The following is a 16252-nucleotide window of genomic DNA, read 5'->3' on the forward strand; positions in this document are numbered from 1 at the left end:
GATAGTGCGAGCTGCGCACTTGCCGAAAAAGAACAGCGGCGCGGAGCGCGCAGTGTGCCAGAAGACACTTCTGGCACACACGCCCATTCACGCACGTTAGGCTACTTGCGTGTCCTTCGCCGCCAGTTCCGACCGATTCGCCCTCATCCGGCGCTTCGGCACAACTGGGTCGATCCTCATCGCCCTGGGCGGGCTCGGGGTCGGCGCGCAGCCTGTCCTGCAAGACCCGGTGCGCGGGGCCCGGTTCTTCGGCCTCTTCGAGCGCACCCTCGCCGCCTCGGCGACCATGGTCTTCGTCGGACTGGCGATCCTCGTGCTCGCGTGGCTCCTGCTCGGCCGGGTCCTGCTCGCCGAGCCCCGGCAAAACTGCCGGGGCGCCGCCGAGGGCGACCGGGTCGCGATGATGCGCAAGATCGTCGTGCTCTGGTCCGCGCCGCTCGTCCTCGCGCCCCCGATGTTCAGCCAGGACGTGTACTCCTACCTCGCGCACGGCATGGCGGCGCGGCGCGGCCTGGACCCCTACCGCTACGGCCCGGCGGACGCGCTCGGGCACACGGACGTGTTCGTGCGTTCCGTGCCGACGATCTGGCAGAACACCCCGAGCCCGTACGGCCCGCTCTTCATCGTCATCAGCAGATGGATCGCAGCAGCGACGGAATACCATGTGGTGGCAGCGGTGCTCGCGCACCGCCTGGTCGCGCTGGCCGGCGTCGGCATGATCCTCTGGGCGCTCCCCCGCCTGGCCCGCCGTTGCGGGACGGACCAGGCCAAAGCCTTCTGGCTCGGCGCGCTCAACCCGCTCGTCTTCCTGCACCTCGTCTCCGGGGCGCACAACGACTCGCTCATGATCGGGCTCATGCTCGTCGGCGTCGAGCTCAGCCTTCGCGGCGTGCGCGACTGGCCGCAGGGGCGCATCGCGCCTGGGCGGCCCCGCGCCCTCCTCGAAACGCTCGGCGGCGCCGTGGTCGTCACCGCAGCGGCAATGGTGAAACTGCCCGCAGAACTCGCCCTCGGCTTCGTCGGCGTCCAACTCGCGGGGAAAGCGGCCCCGGCAGAGGCCGGCCTGCCCAGGCGCGTGCTCGCGGTCGGAGCGGCAGGGGCCGTCTTGGGCCTCGTCTCGCTCGCCGTCACACTGCTCCTGAGCTGGGCGGGCGGATACCGGCTTGCCTGGACGCACACGCTCGGCGCGGCAGCGAAGACATTGAACTGGCTCTCCCCGCCGACGGTGATCGCCCGGCTCGGCGGCTATCTGGGCGAATTCATCGGCCTCGGCAACCACACCGACTCCGTCATCACGGTCACCTGGACCTTGACCACTGTCGCGGCGGGCTGCGCGGTCGGCTGGCTCATGCTCAAAACCTTGCAAGGGCGCATCCATCCCGTCGGCGGGATCGGCGTCGCGTTCACCATCGTGGTCGCTCTGCTGCCCACCATCCACACCTGGTACGCCCTCTGGGCGCTCGTGCCGCTCTCGGCCTGGGTGGTGGGGTGCGGCCAAAGCCATCCGCCCGGCCCGCACCCGAACACCGACCCTCGAGAGAATTCCGACAACTGCCCGGTTGTGCGCCCCGAACACCGCAAAGCGCTCGTCGTCGTCATCACAGTGCTGAGCTTCATGGCCTACCCCAGCGGCGGCTTCTCTCTGCCGTTCATCCTGCTCTTCGGCCAAACCACCGGCATTGCGGCCGCAATCGCCCTCGGCGCCCTGGTGTTCGGGTGGCAATGGCTGACCGCACCCTTGTCGGAACAGTGGAACCGGCGAGAGCGCAGGATAGGGACATCATGAACAACGCAGTGCGACTGGCCGGTGTGGTCAAACGTTTCGGCCAGACCGTCGCGGTGGACGGACTGGACCTCGTCGTGCGACGAGGGGAAGTGCTGGCGCTTTTGGGGCCCAACGGCGCCGGGAAGACCACCACGATCGAACTCTGCCAAGGCCTCGCCGCCCCGGACGAGGGCGTGGTCGAGATACTCGGCGAGCATCCGAGCGCGGAGTCGTTGCGGCCAAGGATCGGCTTCATGCCCCAAGGCGGCGGGGGCTACCCCGGCGCCAAAGCAGGCGAGCTGCTGCGAGTCGTCGCGGCGCAAAGCGCCGAGCCCCTCGACGTCGACTGGCTGCTCGACGTCCTCGGCATCGCGCACGCGAAAAACACCTCCTTCCGCAGGCTCTCCGGCGGCCAGCAGCAGCGGCTCTCGCTCGCCTGCGCGCTCGTCGGACGCCCGGAGCTGGTGTTCCTCGACGAACCGACGGCGGGGCTGGACATCCACGCCCGCAGGCTCGTCTGGGACCTCGTGGAGCATCTGCGGGCCGACGGGGTCACCGTCCTGCTCACAACGCACCTGATCGAAGAAGCCGAGCACCTCGCGGACCGAGTGGTGATCGTGGCGAAAGGCAAGGAGGTCGCGTCCGGCCCCCCCGCGACGCTGGTGTCGTCCGCCCAAAAATCTCAGCTCCGATTCACCGCGCGCACAGGGCTCGACCTGGCGGGCTTCCCGGCGCACGAGCTGCGCCCCGGCGAATACGCCATCGACGAGGAGGTCACGCCGCAACTCGTCGCGCGCCTCGCCGGATGGCTCGCCGAACGGGACGTCCTCGCCCACCAGATCCGCGTGCAAGGCGGCAGGCTCGAAGACGTGTTCTTGGAATTGACGGAGACCGCATGAACGAGACAAAGACTGTGTTCCCACCGGGCACTTTCACGCCCAACGCGAAACCGAGCCCGCTCCGCCGGGCCCTGGCCGCGCAGACCCTCTTCGAACTGAAACTGTTCATGCGCAACGGGGAGCAGCTGCTGCTGAACTTGTTCATCCCGGTGATGCTCCTCGCCGCGATCGACGTGCTCCCGCTGGGGTCGGTCCCCTGGGCGAAGATCGACCGTGTCGCCCCCGTGGTCATGGCGCTCGCAGTGGTGTCCAGCGCGTTCACCGGCCAGGCCATCGCGGTCGCTTTCGACAGGCGGTACGGCGGCCTGAAACGCTACGCGGCAAGCGGCCTCGCGCGCGGCACGCTCATCCTGGGCAAAGTCCTCGCGGTGGTGATCGTGGTCGCGCTGCAGTCCGCCGTGATCGGCCTCTTCGCGGCGGCGCTCGGCTGGCGGCCTCAGCTGTTGGGGCTGCTGATCGCAGGCCCGGCGCTCGCGCTGGGCACCGCCGCTTTCGCTGCGGGGGGCCTTCTGCTCGGGGGCGCGGTGAAGGCCGAGATCGTGCTCGCGGGAGCGAACGTGCTGTGGTTCCTCATGCTCGCGGTCTGCGGCATCGCCCTCTCCAGCGCTCCCGGCTGGCACAGCTGGCTGCTCAAGCTCGTTCCCTCCGAAGCGCTCGCGTCAGCCCTGGGCGCGGCCCTGCAACTGCGCGTGGACGTGTTCTGCGTCGTGGTCCTCGCCGTCTGGGCCGTGGTGCTCGCATGGGCCGCGCGGCGCTGGTTTAGCTTTGTCTAGCATGAGCGAAGCAGAAGAACTTGTGGAACAACTCGCCCGACGGCTCCGGGTGATCGGCGTTCATTTCGCCGAGGCCGCGGACGAACTCGTCGCAGTGCACAAAGCCCTTGCCGCGCAGCAGACGCAGCAGCCTTTCCCGCCGCAGCCGCGGCAGCCCCCGGCGCAGCAGCCTCCAGCACCACAGTCCGGCCTGGCTCCGCCGCCGCAATGGCAGCAGCCGCCCCAGCCTCCCCAACAATGGCGGGAGCCGCAGCCGCCGGCCCAACAATGGCACGAACCGCAGCAGCGCCCGCCGCAGCATTGGTCAGGGCCGCAGACGCACTGACGCCGATGGCGGGGCCGCGATTTCCGCGCCGGCGCGCCGTGAGTCCCCATGAGCGGGACAGGCGAGATCCTTGACCAGGTTTCTCGACGTCTCCACCTCGTGAGCGCGCAGCTTCGCCGGACGCTCGGAAGACTCATCCCCTTTTCCGGCCCTTGTCTTTGCTCGGTTGGACCCGTTTCGGCTCGTCTGGCATCTTGGGGTACTGCGGCGGATAGGGCAACAGCGGCGTGTCCTGCTCCAACAACTTGTCCAGGGAGCCTGGCGTGCGGCCCGCGAAAGGGTCCGGCGCGCCAAGGGCGTGTTCGGCGGCGTTGGCGACAGTGAAATCCTCAGGCCGCGCCGTTTCGAGCTCCGCCCACGTCAACGGCATCGAGACGGTGGCGTTCGCCGTGGGGCGGACAGCGTACGGCGCGGCCAAGGTGCGATCCCTGGCGTTCTGGTTGTAGTCAATGAAGATCCGCTCGCCTCGCTCCTCCTTCCACCACGAGAATGTGGCCCTGTCGTCCGCGCGGCGCACCACCTCCTGCGCCAGAGCGATCCCCGCCCGGCGCACCTCGGCGAATTCCCACCGCGGCCGGATGGGCACCAGCACATGCAACCCGCGCCCCCCGGAGGTCTTGGGCACCCCGGCGAGCCCGAGCTCGTCGAGCAAAGGACGCGGCACGTCGAGCGCGACCCGGCGCGCGTCCTCGAACGACGTCCCCGGCTGCGGGTCCAGGTCCACACGCAACTCGTCGGGGTGCTCTGTGTCGGGGGCATGGCAAGGCCACGGATGGAAGGTCACCGTCCCGAGGTTCACCGCCCAAAGCACGTCGGCGGGATGGTGGAGCACCACAGAGTCCGCGCCGCGCCCGGACGGAAAGAGCACCCGCGCAGTCTCGACGTGGTCGGGCTTGCCCTTCGGAGCGTGCTTCTGATAGATCGCCTCGCCCTCGATCCCTTCAGGGAAACGCTGCAAATTGACCGGCCGCCCGCGCAATGCCCGCATGATCGGACCGTTCCCGACAGCCAGCTTTCGGTAATGCTCGAACAAAACCCGCTTCGACCCTCCGGCCCCGAGCTTGGGGAAGTAGCGCTTGTCCGGGTTCGACAAGCGCACGACGACCCCGTCGGCCTCGATCTCCTCGACTTCCCGCTTGCTGGCCATCACGCAGCCCGCATCTCTCGCGCGTCGTCGCGTTCCGGCATCGCCAACTGCGCAAAACCACAGCCTGCCGGGTTTCGGCCGGGGCGCGCTTGCCCCTTGCGGCAGGACCGCGCGGCGGGCGGGGGCAGCATCGGGGCAAACGGTACGACGAGTGCCATGGCCTCCATCCTGCCCCACCTCGTTGCAGTGAAATCTTTTGCCCACCGCAGTGGCCGATATGCCCGCTTCCCGCACCAGGCGAAAGTTTTCGGCGAAGATCTGGGCAACGCGAGCCGCTTTGACATACGTCACCCCATGTGAGATTTTGAAGGCGCCTCGGCGCCGCTGGAGGCGCACAACGCGCTCGCGCGAGGCGGGCGGCGGCGTTGTCCGCGGCCCGCGCCGGAGACGAAGGACCATCGAGAAGAACGGCAGGAAGCTTTTGGGAAAGAGCGTGGACCAGTTGCGTGCGACATTGGGCGGCGGCTTGGACTTCCTAGACCAGCTCAGCGATGAGGAAGCCCGCCAACTGCGCATCATGGTGCTCGAAGCCCAAGGCCGCGAGCAAGAGGAACTGCACGAAGCCGCAATGGCCGCGCTCGACAATTTGCCGTTCTTCATCCGCATCCCGGTGCGGGCGCTGTTCTTCAACTGACCACCCGGCGAACGCGGAAGGAAACACACGATGAGCGACTTCGTCGCGACAGCCCAAATTCACCTGCTCGCAGACCTGCTCGGCGTGCCCCCCGAGAAAGTGGGCCATCTCGAACGCCTCGGCCCCCAGAACCTGGCCCAACTGCGCATGCGGATCTCAGACCTCAAATTCGACGCGCAGCAGAAGCAGGTCCAAATGATCGGCAAAGCCGCGCCCATCGTGCCCGACCCGGTGATCGCCACGCTGGCCGAGAAAGTGGTCGGGCCAGTCGTCTCCGCGGCGGTCGCGAACTCCCTCGCCAAAGACCACGCCCACCGGCTCAACGGCCTCTTGCGCCGCTTGCGGGTGCCATTCGTCGCCCAAACCCTGCGCTACCTGGACCCAAGGGCCATCCCGGCGCTCACCGCGGCAGTGCCGATGCGCGTGTGGGCCCCGGCGGTGCGCCGCCTGCTCGCCGACGGCCACTACGCCTCGGCAGCGGTGCTCGTGGAGCAATCCCCCGTCGACCTTCTGATCGCTGTGGAGCGCGAGGTGGACGACCGCGCGGCGATCGCGCGCACACTCGCCTACACCACAGACTCGCAGAAATTAGAAGAACTGCTCGCCGCGCTGCCGCAAGAACGGCTCATCCCGCTCGTGGATAGTTTCGGCACCGGCGAAGCCGAGACCATCATGGCCGGTTTCTCCGCGCTCACCAGGGTGTCGCCGCAGAGCCGCAAAAAACTCTCCACCATGCTCGCCGAACGCCTCGACGACAAGGCGATGGCCCGGTTCAACCAGACCGTCGTCGCTGCTGGCGGCGAGCAGCAGCTCCGCGAACTCATCGATGAGACCCTCGAAGGCGAACTGCGCGAGCGGGCCTTGGCCGCTTTCGGCCGAACCTAGCGAGCCCGCAGTCGCTCAACGCTTCGCGTAATACCGCCCCAGCACCTCGGCTTTGTACTCCTCATAGCGGTTTTCGAGAATCGCTGCCCGGACCCTGGCCATGAGCGTCACCAAGAAGCTCAAATTGTGCACGCTCGCCAATGTCCCCGCGAGCGGCTCACGGATCTTGAACAGATGGTGGATGTACGCGCGGGTGAACTCGGCTGAGGAATTCGCCAACGCATCGTCCAACGGGCGGAAATCTCGCCGGAACCTCGCGTTCGTGAGATGGTAGCGCCCGTCCCAGCTGAACACGACGCCATTGCGGGCGAGGCGGGTCGGCGCGACGCAGTCGAACGTGTCGCCGCCCGACTCCACTGCGGCGAACAAGTCGTCCGGCTCCCCCACGCCGAGCACATGCCGGGGCTTGTGCTCGGGCAGCTCCTCGGCGACCCAGCCGATGATCTCCCCGAGCCGCTCCTTCGCGATGGCGCCCCCGATCCCGAAACCCCCGAACCCGACGCCGCCCTCGGCCTCGTCCGCCTCGCTCATCCCGACAAGCTCCCTCGCGCAATGCCGACGCAGGTACTCGTATTGCGCCCCCTGCACCACCGCCCACAAGGACTGCGGCGCGGCGGTCGCCGTCGCCAGCCCCTTGGTCCGATTGTGCTCGGCCAGGCACCGCCGTGCCCAACGCAACGTCCGCTCCACCGATGAACGCTGGTATTCCTCGCTGTGCAGCAGCGTGGTCAGCTCGTCAAAAGCGAAAATGATATCGGCCCCGATATCGCGTTGCACAGCGATCGACACCTCAGGTGTGAACCGATGCTTCGAACCGTCGACATGCGACGTGAACGTGACCCCGTCCTCGTCCACCTTCGCCAAACGCGCCTCCGGCTTCGCGATCACCTGATCGGCTCCGACCCCCGCCGTGTCCATCGCCAGAATCTTGCGGTGCCCCGCGCCAAGAGACAGCACTTGGAAGCCCCCCGAATCGGTGTACGTCGGTCCCCGCCAGCCCATGAACGCGGCGACGCCGCCCGCTTGCGCCACCAGCTGCGCGCCGGGGCGCAGATACAGATGGTAGGCGTTGGCGAGCACCGCGTGCGCGCCAAGGTCCGCCACCAGGCTCGGCAGCACAGTCTTCACCGCCGCGGCCGTGCCCACCGGGATGAACGCCGGAGTTTCGATGTCACCGTGCGGCGTGTGGATCACACCCGCGCGCCCTCGCCCATCGGGAAGCCTCCCGGCAAGGCTGAACCGCACACCCATAGCAGCCTCTCTCCCAGCAACGAGTCACCGCCGGGGATCTCCTTCAACGACACTGACTGTACGGAATCCCCCCTGCGGAAAGCCACACCGCCCACGCAGGTCGGAGCAAAATGGACATGGCTGCCCACGCCGGGTAAGCTCCACATTCGCTATAGCGATGGAAACGTGCCAGAGCGGCCGAATGGGACACACTGCTAATGTGTTGCCCGGGCAACCGGGCCGAGGGTTCAAATCCCTCCGTTTCCGCCAAACACCATGTCAGAGGGCATGTTTTCGCATTGCCCGCTGTCCTTGTTTGCTAAGAACGCTGTTTCGTGGAGCAAACGTGGAGCAGAGAGCGGACGCTCGCGTTTTTTCGGGTGACTCTTGCACGTGATCGCCGGGGCGCAAGCGAGCAATCCCCGGCCACAGCGGGCGTGTGCGGGGTTCAGGCGGCGTCGTACTCGTCGAGCACTTGCCGCACCTCTTCCCAGTAGGAGTTGCCGAGGTGCTTGTAGATCTCGGTGGTCTTGCTGCTGGCGTGGCCGAGGATCTCCTGCACCACGCTCAATGGCACGCCTTTGCGCAACAGCCGTGAGGCGCAGGTGTGCCGGAGGTCGTGGCGGCGGACGTGGCCGATGAGCACTCCGGCGCGGCGCGCGTGGGCGCAGGCGGCCTGGAAGCGGTTCTCGAAGCGGTGGTCGTCCACCGGCCCGCGACCGTCCTCTGTGAACAGCAGCCCGGTGGTGGGTTTGCGCAACCCCTTCTCGTAGCGCACTTGCGGCGGCTTGCCGAGGCCGCGCTCGGCTATGTGCGCGTCGATCCTGGCCGCGAGGCGCCTGCTGACCGGGACGGCGCGGCGCTGGTGGTCCTTGGGCGTCTTCATCACCAGCGCCTCGCTGTCCCAGTTGCGCTCGACCTCCACGATCATCAAATGGGGGTTGTAGGACTCGATGTGGAAGCCGTACGCCTCCCCCAGGCGCATCCCGGTCTCGTGCAGGAAGTCGCAGAGGAACCCGTCCTGCGCGAGCTTGTGGAAGCGCTGGATCCCGTCGAACTCGAAGCGCTCCAGATACCGGTTCGGCGCGGGGGTGGGCCTGGGCCGTGCAACGCCCCGGCAGGGGTTCGCGCCGATCACCTCCTTGACCACCGCGGCCTCCAGATAGCCCGACAGCATGCTCAAACACTGGTAGACGCTCGCGGGCGCGAGGTCGCGCACGGTCCTTAGCTTTCCCCCGGGCAGCTCCTCGACGACGGGCTCGCCGAGCTGGTTGACCCAGCGCTGCACGTCCGAGCGTTTGATGTCCTCGATCCACCAGTCCCGCCAGTAGGGCATGACGTGCAGGTTCAGGTAGCAGGCTTTGCGCCTCTTGGTGCCCTCGGAGACGGTTCGCAGCGCCTGCCACTCGGGCTCGAAGTCCGCGAACCGCGTCTTGGCTGGCGCCGCTAGGGGCGCGGGGGCGGGGATCTTGCGCGACTCGACCTCCTTCGCGTCCGCCTGGCGTTTCGCCTCTGCCTTGCTCGGGTACGTGCCCGGCACGTAGAGCACCTTCACGCCGTAGCGGTACGCGCCCTTCCACATGCCGGAGGGCAGCTTCTTCGCCCAGCCCATCGCTAGCTCCTTCGCGGCTCGAGACCGGGCGCGCGGCCCCGCCGACCAGGCATTGCCACCGACCAGTCGAAATCTAGTTCGACCTCTAGGTCGGACAGATCGATAGCATCCAGGGATTCGAGCCTCTCCACCAGGGTCGGGGCGTCGACCCACAAACAATCGGCGAGCCTCTCTGTGGTGGTGTGCCGCTCGCCTTTGAGGGCTTCGACGAGATCGCGCGTCGGGATCAGCTTCCTGGCTGTCGCCCGGATCACTTCCAGCTCCTCCGCGGCCCTGCCTTTGGGGTGGTGCTCGGGGTCGCCGCGCTCGAGGTGGACGATCTCGTGGGCCAGGACGCTGCGCCGCCCGGCCTGGTCGAGGCTGTCGCACAGCCAGATGTGGTTGCCCTTGCGGAATCCTGCGCGCCGCCCGGGCAGGCGGCGCTTGCAGTCGACGACCACATGCGGGTACTTAACGGCCAGATGCCGCCAAGGATGGTATTTCCCGTCGATCACGAACACGCTGTCACGGTATCGCGGCCCACCGACAAAAAATGCGACACGAACAGGGGATACGAATCACAAACGTGTGATTACGCTCCCCCTTCGAAATCCTCGTCCGGGTCGGGTTTCTCCGCCCAATCCGGCCAGTCCCGAGCGGCCCAGCCCGGCTCCTCTAGATCCGTCTCCGCATCAAATGGCTCGTTGGACAAGTCGTCGATCCATTCTGGGTAGCTCCTGTCCGTCCAGTGCTGCACCCATCCGGGCAGCCCCTCCGGGCGGCGCGTCAGCGCGTCCTTCACCATGCCCCTGACCGCCAGCTTGGAGGCGGCGGGTATCGGATGCGCGCGCTCGATGGCGGCGGCCTCGCGGGACATCAGCGAGAAGGCGAGCTTCGCTGTGGCGAGCAGCGTCCGCTTGTCCTGCTCCCACTCCTCGACGGGCAAGGGGTCGTCCTCGATCCGGTCCGCGGCCACGAACCGCCCCAGATACCTCTCGAGCATCTCGCTGGACGTGCGCAAAACCTTCTGCACCCTCCGCAGCGACATGCTCATCGTAAAGTCGATGTACACGTCTTTCGGACGGTCCTCCGTCCAATTCCCGTTCCCTCCGAACCCCTCCGCGAACGCCCGCAGCGCCGGAATCTTCATCCCCTCTGGCGTGACGGGCTCTTCCCAGGAGTCCCCGAGCATGCCCTGGGCCCACATGTCCAGGTGGAGCTCGAGCTCGGATTTCTTGGTCATGAAGGCGACGTCCATGTCGTAGCAGAGCTGCAAGACCTCCTCGCGCATCTCCTCCCTGCGGTCGTTCTCCGCCTCCAACTGACGCTCGCGCCGCTGGATCTCGAAGTACAAGTCGTCCGTGTAAGCGCGGGTGAGGTCGGCGGGGGAAGGCGGGAGCGTCGGGTCGTGGGGGGACTCCGCCTGCCTCGCGACGACCTCCACGCGCTCGAAAGGCACGCCGAACGCCGTCGCGAGGCTTTGGAGCGTCTTCTTGTTCGGCATCACCGACAGCGCCGGGCGCGTGTCGTTGACGAGCCGGTTGATGGTGTCCCGAGAGAGGCCCGACGCCTCCGCCAGCGCGCTCTGGTTGCCGGAGAAGGCGCGCTCCATCTCGGCCCGCACGAACGCCGTGAAGGCGTTGGCAGAGCCGGGCTCAGAAACCTGCTGCCGCGAGCGGCGCGGCGTGTCGGGTTTGTTCACAGCCGCGACGCCCCTAGTTTCCACATGCCTATCTGCGGTTTCATGCCCGAGACGCTATAGGGCCAACCCGAAAATGTCAACCACGAAACCAGCAGTACGCTATCCAACTGTCGGTCCTGTATGCCACACTCTCTGTGGCTGGCGACCACTGGCCACAGGATCGAAGGAAAGGCACACACGGCTATGAGGGTACGCGCAATCGACCCGGCCCTGCTACGGGCGCACATGAACCACCGCAAACTCAGCCAAGCGGGGCTCGCCCGTGAGGCGTTCGTCTCCCGCCAGATGATCAGCATGCTCGCCTCCGGCGCTCGCGGCGGCTGCACCGAGCGCGTCGCGCAGAGCATCGAGAAGGCCCTGCGCGTGCGGCGCGGCACCCTCTTCGCCTACGGGCCCGAGCCAAGGAGCGCCGCGTGAGCGCCCAGTCGCCATGGCTGACCGTCCAGGAGGCCGCAGACTACGCCCGCCGCCACCCCGTCACCGTCCGCGCCGCGCTCAGCTCAGGGCAGCTGAAAGGCTACCGGCGCACCGTGCCGGGCGGTACATGGTCGATCCGCCGCGACGACCTCGAGGCGTGGCTGACACAGCCGCCGGTCCAGCGCCGCCGCAAACGCCCCAACGCCGCCGCCGCAGCATGACACACAGGAGGGAACAGAAGTGACCACAATGATCGCGGCGGGAGAGCCCAGCGACTCCCGTTTCACCCACGCCCTACAGGCGATCCGCGAGGCCAAAGCCTCGCTCGTCGAGCTCGCCGTGGAAGCGGACGACGACGCTGCGGCGCAGGCGCTTCGCGCGGTGGCGCGGTTGCAGCACGCGGAGAAGGTGTGCCTGGGCGCGGGCCACTGGTGGCGAAGGAGCGCGGCATGACCATCATCACCACACGGGCGGAGGTGTCGCGCGACCGTTGGGGCCGCCCGCTCATCGCCCCGCCCGGCGGCGGCAAGCCGGTCCCCTACCAGCGGACCACGAGGTTTGTCGCGGCCCTGTCGGACACCTACTCGCTGTCGCAGTGGCAGCGCCGCCAGGTCGCGACCGGGCTCGCGGCACGCCCGGACCTGCTCCTCGCCGCCTCGACCGCCGACCCGACAGACAAGGCGGGGTTGGACCGGATCTGCGAGCAAGCAGCGGAGGCGGCCGGGGCGAAACGAGCGGCGACCGTCGGCGCCGCCTTGCACAGGCTGACCGAGCGCGTCGACCTCGGCCAGGACACCGGCCCGGTGCCCGAGGCGCACAGAGCCGACATCGCCGCCTTCCAGCGCGAGACGTCCGGGCTCCAGGTCGCCGCTGTCGAGCAGTTCCGGGTGAACGACGAGCTGAAGGTCGCGGGCACCGCAGACCGGATCGTGCGCTGGCGCGGGAAGCTCCACATCGCGGACGTGAAGACCGGCAGCGTCGAGCACGACGTCGGGCGGATCGCGATGCAGCTCGCCATGTACGCCCACAGCGTCCCCTACGATCCCGCTGTCGGCGAGCGACGACCCGACCCCGAGCCCGTCGACCTCGGCAGCGCCCTGATCGTCCACCTCCCCGCAGGAGAAGGACACTGCGAGCTGATCTGGGTGAACATCCGCGAGGGCTGGGAAGCCTGCCAGCTCGCCGCGAAGGTGTGGGCCTGGCGCAAGCACAAGCTGCGCGACCTCACAGCGGCGTTCGCCGCATAAAAGCTCCCCGGCATAAGCCGGGGCGACGACTTCCCCCTTCCCCGAACACGGGAGAAGTCTGCCCATTGGAATCAAACACCAGTTCTTTTCCGCTCTTCATCAAACACATGGAAGGAAACAACAATCATGTCCGAATACCTGACCCCGCCCTCCGCCGGAGACTGGTTCCGCTACGGCGAGCACGAGGGGGAGCTGCTGCTCGTCACCCCGCACGAGTTCCGCGAGGGCGCGCCCAGCCAATGGGGCGACCGCGACGTCGTCGACTGCACCGTCATCGCCATCGACGACGCGGGGCGCGCGGAGCAGTACGACGACGTGGAGATCGACAAGAAACGCCTCGTCAAATCATTGCGGAAAGCCATCGGCAAAGGCTCGGTCCTCGGGCGCCTCGCCAAGGGCGAGTCCAAAAACGGCTTCCCCGCCCCCTGGATCCTCGTCGACCCCACCCCCGCCGACCGCGAACTCGCCGACAAAGCCCTCACCGGCTCGGCGAAGCCGTCCGACGACCAGCCGCCGTGGTGAGCGCCAGCAGCGTCCGGTTGTCCCCCGAGCCTCGCCCGGGGTACAACCGGACCCCGGATCGCTGGGGCGCCGTGCCCATCCCGGCACGAGTCGCAGAGCGGGCTGCGAAGCACTGCCTGCCCGCGCTCGGGGGCTGCTGGATCAGCCTGTACTCGACCGCGAGCCACGGGTACGCGCAGATCGGCTGGCAAGACCGGGGCTTTCGCGCCATGACCACAGCCCACCGCGCCGCCTGGGTCTTCTTCCACGGGCAGATCCCCCTCGGGATGACCGTCGACCACCGCTGCAAGAACCGCCGCTGCGTGAACCCCGAGCACCTGCGGCTGCTGACGAACTTCGAGAACGCCCGCCGGACCCGTGGCCGGGACTGGCCCATCGGCGAATGCGCGCACGGGCACCCCAACAGCCTGCTGCGCGTCGCCGCGACCGGCAGAACCTACTGCTCCGCTTGCGCCGAGTGGCAGCCTGCGGCCACACGTCTCGCCGCCTGACCGAACCGAGAGGACGAAGATCACCATGGCCGCTTCGGTCTACGCCGAGCACGCCCCGAGGTACTGGGCCGCCGGGTGGCGCGGGGTCTTGCCCCTGCCGCCCGGCGCGAAGACCCCGCCCCCCACCGGGTTCACCGGGCACGACGGCCCGGCCCCCTCGTGGGCGGACGTTGTGGCGTGGTCGGAGGAGCGCGCGGGGTCGAACCTCGCCCTGCGCCTGCCCGACGGCGTCGTCGGGATCGACATCGACCACTACGCGGGCAAACGCGGCGGGGACACCCTCGCCGAGGCCGTGCGCCGCTGGGGGCCGCTGCCCCCCACCGTCATGTCGACCAGCCGGGAGGACGGCGTGTCGGGCATCCGCCTCTACCGCCTCCCCTCGCCCGCGGCGCTGACGACGCAGATCGGGTTCCCCGAGCTGGGGCTCGGCGGGATCGAGGTCGTCCAACGCCACCACCGCTACCTCGTGGCCCCGCCCTCCATCCATCCCGAGGGGCGCGCCTACCGATGGCTCGACTCCCAGGCCATGGGCCCGGCGGAGCTTCCCGAGCCCGGCTCGCTGCCGCTTCTGCCGGAGCGCTGGCGAGACGCCCTCGCCGCCGCCCCCGCGCCCATCGCCGCCCCCGCGCCCATCGCAGCGTCCGACCCCGCCGCCGCGCTCGCCTCGCTGCGCGGCGGCGCGATGAGCGAGACCGTGCGCGAGCGGCTCGACAAGCACGTCGCAACCGTGCGCGACCCCGGCGCGGGATCGCGCCACGACGCCGCGCTCAAAGGGGCCCTCGCCCTGCTGCGCCTGGGCGAGCAGGGCCACCCGGGGGTGCGTGAGGCACTCGACGAGCTCGGGCGCGCGTTCGTCGCAGCCACCACCGCAGACGGCAGCCGCACACCCCACCAAGCCGTCGACGAATTCCTCCGCATGGTCGAGAACCCGCGCGGGCACCGGCTCATCGCCGCCACCCCCACCCCCGACCCGGTCGCGCCCCGCCTGACCGACGAGGCCAACGCCGACCTGCTCGTCGCCGAGCACGGGCACGGGTTGCGCTACGACCCCGCGCGCGGCGCGTGGCTCGAATGGGACCAGTCCCGCTGGGCTTACCGACCCGACGACGCCGCCTGCTTCCAAGCCGCCGTCAAGACCGCGAAATCCCTGCCCGAGCAGACCAAGGAGGAGCGCGAGCACAAGCGCCGCTCCCTGAACCTGCGCGGCCTGGAGGCCATGGTCAAAACCGCCCGCCGCGACCCGAGGATCCGCGTGGACCCCGAGAGGCTCGACGCCGACCCCATGCTCCTCAACACCCCGGGCGGCGTCGTCGACCTCGCCACCGGGGCCCTGCGCGAGCACGACCCCGAGGCCCTGTGCACCAAACTCGCCGGCTGCGCCCCCGACTTCGCCCAGCGCACCCCCATCTTCGACGCGTTCCTCGCCGTCAGCCTCGCCGACGATGCCGAGCTGATCGGCTACCTGCGCCGCCTCGCCGGATTAGCGGCCATCGGCCTGCCCTCCCCCATCCTGCCCTTCCTCCACGGAGCCGGGGCGAATGGCAAATCCGTCTTCGCCAACATCCTGCTGCGCGTGTTGGGCGACTACGCCACCACCGCGCCCCCGGACTTCCTGCTCGCCTCGCGCGGGGACCGCCACGAGGCCGAGATCGCGCGCCTGAAGGGCATGCGCCTTGTCGTCTGCTCGGAGGTGGAGCGCGACTCGCGCTTCGACGAGGCCCGCATCAAGCTCCTCACCGGGGGCGACCGGCTCACCGCCCGCTTCCTGTACGGGCAGCACTTCACCTTCGCCCCCAGCCACTGCGTCTGGCTCATGGGCAACCACCAGCCCGAAGTGCGCGCAGGCGGCGTGAGCTTCTGGCGCCGGATGCGGATGATCCCCTTCACCGTCGTGGTCCCCGAGGCAGAGCGCGTCGACGCCCTCGACGAGCTCATCGCCCAAGAAGAAGGGCCGGGCGTGCTCGCGTGGATCGTGCGCGGAGCCCTCGAGGCCCGCCGCGACGGGCTCGCCGACCCCGAGAAGGTCCGCGCCGCCACCCGCGACTACGCCGAGGAGGAGGACGCGCTCGGGCGATTCCTCGCCGAGCGCTGCCGGATCGGGGGCGGGGACATGGTGAAGATCGAGGCCGGGCGCGTCTACCGCGCCTACAGCGCATGGTGCAGGCGCAGCGGCGAGAGCGAGATGAACCAGAACGTCTTCGGGCGCGAGCTCACCCGCCACGGGATCGGTCGTACCCGCTCGGGCAAGTGGTTCTACACCAACTTGCACCTGCTCCCCGACGACGAGGCCGACGAGCGGGAGGCCGCATGAGCGCCCTGGACCTATCTGGACCTATCCCGGACGCATTCCGCCGGGAATACGTCCACAACAAATCCACAGCTCAAAGCCTGTTTCTGGATGGATTTGGACGTATTGGACGTATTTTCCGGGACATAAACGCCAGTCGTGCGCGCCTGTGCGCAGGGAAAGGGTTTCCCGAAACGGGCCGAATACGTCCAGCCGAACCCCTCCTTCGACCCACCAGACCCCGCGCCACCTGCGCGGACTCCCCTGAAACACGGCTGGACCATTCCGGCCGGAAAAGGTCCAGCCCCTGAGCGGACCCCTCATGAAAGGAAAAACG

Annotated in this window: 18 protein-coding genes and 1 tRNA gene; 14 read left to right on the forward strand and 5 right to left on the reverse strand. The window is 68.6% G+C overall.

All coding sequences use genetic code 11. From position 1 onward, the window contains the following. Positions 1–109 precede the first annotated feature (109 nt). Genes mptB through SROT_RS11670 form a run of 4 tightly spaced genes read left to right on the forward strand, consistent with a single transcriptional unit; the run spans position 110 to position 3762 of the window. Positions 110–1786 carry a polyprenol phosphomannose-dependent alpha 1,6 mannosyltransferase MptB gene (gene mptB, locus SROT_RS11655; RefSeq protein WP_013139230.1) on the forward strand — a complete coding sequence of 559 codons (1677 nt, stop codon included), beginning with the start codon at positions 110–112 and terminating at the stop codon, positions 1784–1786. Further along, positions 1783–2664, forward strand: a complete 882-nt coding sequence (locus SROT_RS11660) for an ABC transporter ATP-binding protein (RefSeq protein WP_013139231.1) — start codon at positions 1783–1785, stop codon at positions 2662–2664. The genes mptB and SROT_RS11660 overlap by 4 nt, the downstream gene beginning before the upstream one ends. Then, a complete protein-coding gene (locus tag SROT_RS11665; RefSeq protein WP_013139232.1) occupies positions 2661–3437 on the forward strand; it encodes an ABC transporter permease in 777 nt (258 codons plus the stop codon). Before SROT_RS11660 ends, SROT_RS11665 begins: the two co-directional genes overlap by 4 nt. A 1-nt stretch (position 3438) precedes the next feature. Continuing rightward, positions 3439–3762, forward strand: a complete 324-nt coding sequence (locus tag SROT_RS11670; RefSeq protein ID WP_013139233.1) for a hypothetical protein — start codon at positions 3439–3441, stop codon at positions 3760–3762. Between the two features lie 133 nt (positions 3763–3895). Here the strand turns inward: SROT_RS11670 and SROT_RS11675 are convergent, their stop codons facing one another. Next, entirely contained in the window at positions 3896–4909 is a 1014-nt protein-coding gene (locus SROT_RS11675; RefSeq protein ID WP_013139234.1) for a DNA polymerase domain-containing protein, read from the reverse strand. 433 nt (positions 4910–5342) lie between these two features. On the opposite strand from SROT_RS11675, the gene SROT_RS11680 reads away from it, so the two are divergent. After that, a complete protein-coding gene (locus SROT_RS11680) occupies positions 5343–5543 on the forward strand; it encodes a hypothetical protein (RefSeq protein WP_013139235.1) in 201 nt (66 codons plus the stop codon). 30 nt (positions 5544–5573) lie between these two features. Further along, positions 5574–6428: a hypothetical protein gene (locus SROT_RS11685; protein ID WP_013139236.1), complete on the forward strand. Its 855-nt coding sequence runs from the start codon at positions 5574–5576 to the stop codon at positions 6426–6428. A gap of 15 nt (positions 6429–6443) precedes the next feature. On the opposite strand, the gene tgt is transcribed toward SROT_RS11685, so the two are convergent. Further along, a complete protein-coding gene (tgt, locus tag SROT_RS11690; protein ID WP_013139237.1) occupies positions 6444–7679 on the reverse strand; it encodes a tRNA guanosine(34) transglycosylase Tgt in 1236 nt (411 codons plus the stop codon). Between the two features lie 159 nt (positions 7680–7838). Between tgt and SROT_RS11695 the strand changes: the two genes are divergently transcribed. Continuing rightward, positions 7839–7928: transfer RNA gene (locus SROT_RS11695), tRNA-Ser, on the forward strand. Between the two features lie 178 nt (positions 7929–8106). Here SROT_RS11695 and SROT_RS11700 read toward each other — a convergent pair. The 3 genes from SROT_RS11700 to SROT_RS11710 form a co-directional block, all read right to left on the reverse strand. Further along, on the reverse strand, positions 8107–9270 hold the full coding sequence (locus SROT_RS11700) for a tyrosine-type recombinase/integrase (protein ID WP_013139238.1): 1164 nt from the start codon (positions 9268–9270) through the stop codon (positions 8107–8109). A gap of 2 nt (positions 9271–9272) precedes the next feature. Further along, positions 9273–9770, reverse strand: coding sequence for an ImmA/IrrE family metallo-endopeptidase (locus tag SROT_RS11705; RefSeq protein WP_013139239.1), 498 nt, complete (start codon positions 9768–9770; stop codon positions 9273–9275). A gap of 71 nt (positions 9771–9841) precedes the next feature. Beyond that, entirely contained in the window at positions 9842–10951 is a 1110-nt protein-coding gene (locus SROT_RS11710) for a helix-turn-helix domain-containing protein (protein ID WP_041407252.1), read from the reverse strand. 183 nt (positions 10952–11134) lie between these two features. Here SROT_RS11710 and SROT_RS11715 point away from each other — a divergent pair, with 183 nt between their 5' ends. From SROT_RS11715 to SROT_RS15740, 7 genes are all read left to right on the forward strand, one after another. After that, a complete protein-coding gene (locus SROT_RS11715) occupies positions 11135–11368 on the forward strand; it encodes a helix-turn-helix domain-containing protein (protein WP_041407253.1) in 234 nt (77 codons plus the stop codon). Further along, entirely contained in the window at positions 11365–11589 is a 225-nt protein-coding gene (locus SROT_RS11720) for a helix-turn-helix domain-containing protein (protein WP_013139241.1), read from the forward strand. Before SROT_RS11715 ends, SROT_RS11720 begins: the two co-directional genes overlap by 4 nt. 19 nt (positions 11590–11608) lie before the next feature. Continuing rightward, complete coding sequence (locus tag SROT_RS11725; RefSeq protein ID WP_013139242.1) at positions 11609–11821, forward strand: hypothetical protein; 213 nt, start codon at positions 11609–11611, stop codon at positions 11819–11821. Next, a complete protein-coding gene (locus tag SROT_RS11730; protein ID WP_013139243.1) occupies positions 11818–12615 on the forward strand; it encodes a PD-(D/E)XK nuclease family protein in 798 nt (265 codons plus the stop codon). The genes SROT_RS11725 and SROT_RS11730 overlap by 4 nt, the downstream gene beginning before the upstream one ends. 126 nt (positions 12616–12741) lie before the next feature. After that, complete coding sequence (locus SROT_RS16780) at positions 12742–13137, forward strand: hypothetical protein (protein ID WP_013139244.1); 396 nt, start codon at positions 12742–12744, stop codon at positions 13135–13137. Further along, on the forward strand, positions 13134–13628 hold the full coding sequence (locus tag SROT_RS16785) for an HNH endonuclease signature motif containing protein (RefSeq protein ID WP_013139245.1): 495 nt from the start codon (positions 13134–13136) through the stop codon (positions 13626–13628). Before SROT_RS16780 ends, SROT_RS16785 begins: the two co-directional genes overlap by 4 nt. 25 nt (positions 13629–13653) lie before the next feature. After that, positions 13654–15939: a phage/plasmid primase, P4 family gene (locus tag SROT_RS15740; protein ID WP_013139246.1), complete on the forward strand. Its 2286-nt coding sequence runs from the start codon at positions 13654–13656 to the stop codon at positions 15937–15939. The last annotated feature ends 313 nt before the right edge of the window (positions 15940–16252 follow it).

The sequence above is a fragment of the Segniliparus rotundus DSM 44985 genome, from assembly GCF_000092825.1.
Taxonomy (GTDB): Bacteria; Actinomycetota; Actinomycetes; order Mycobacteriales; family Mycobacteriaceae; genus Segniliparus; species Segniliparus rotundus.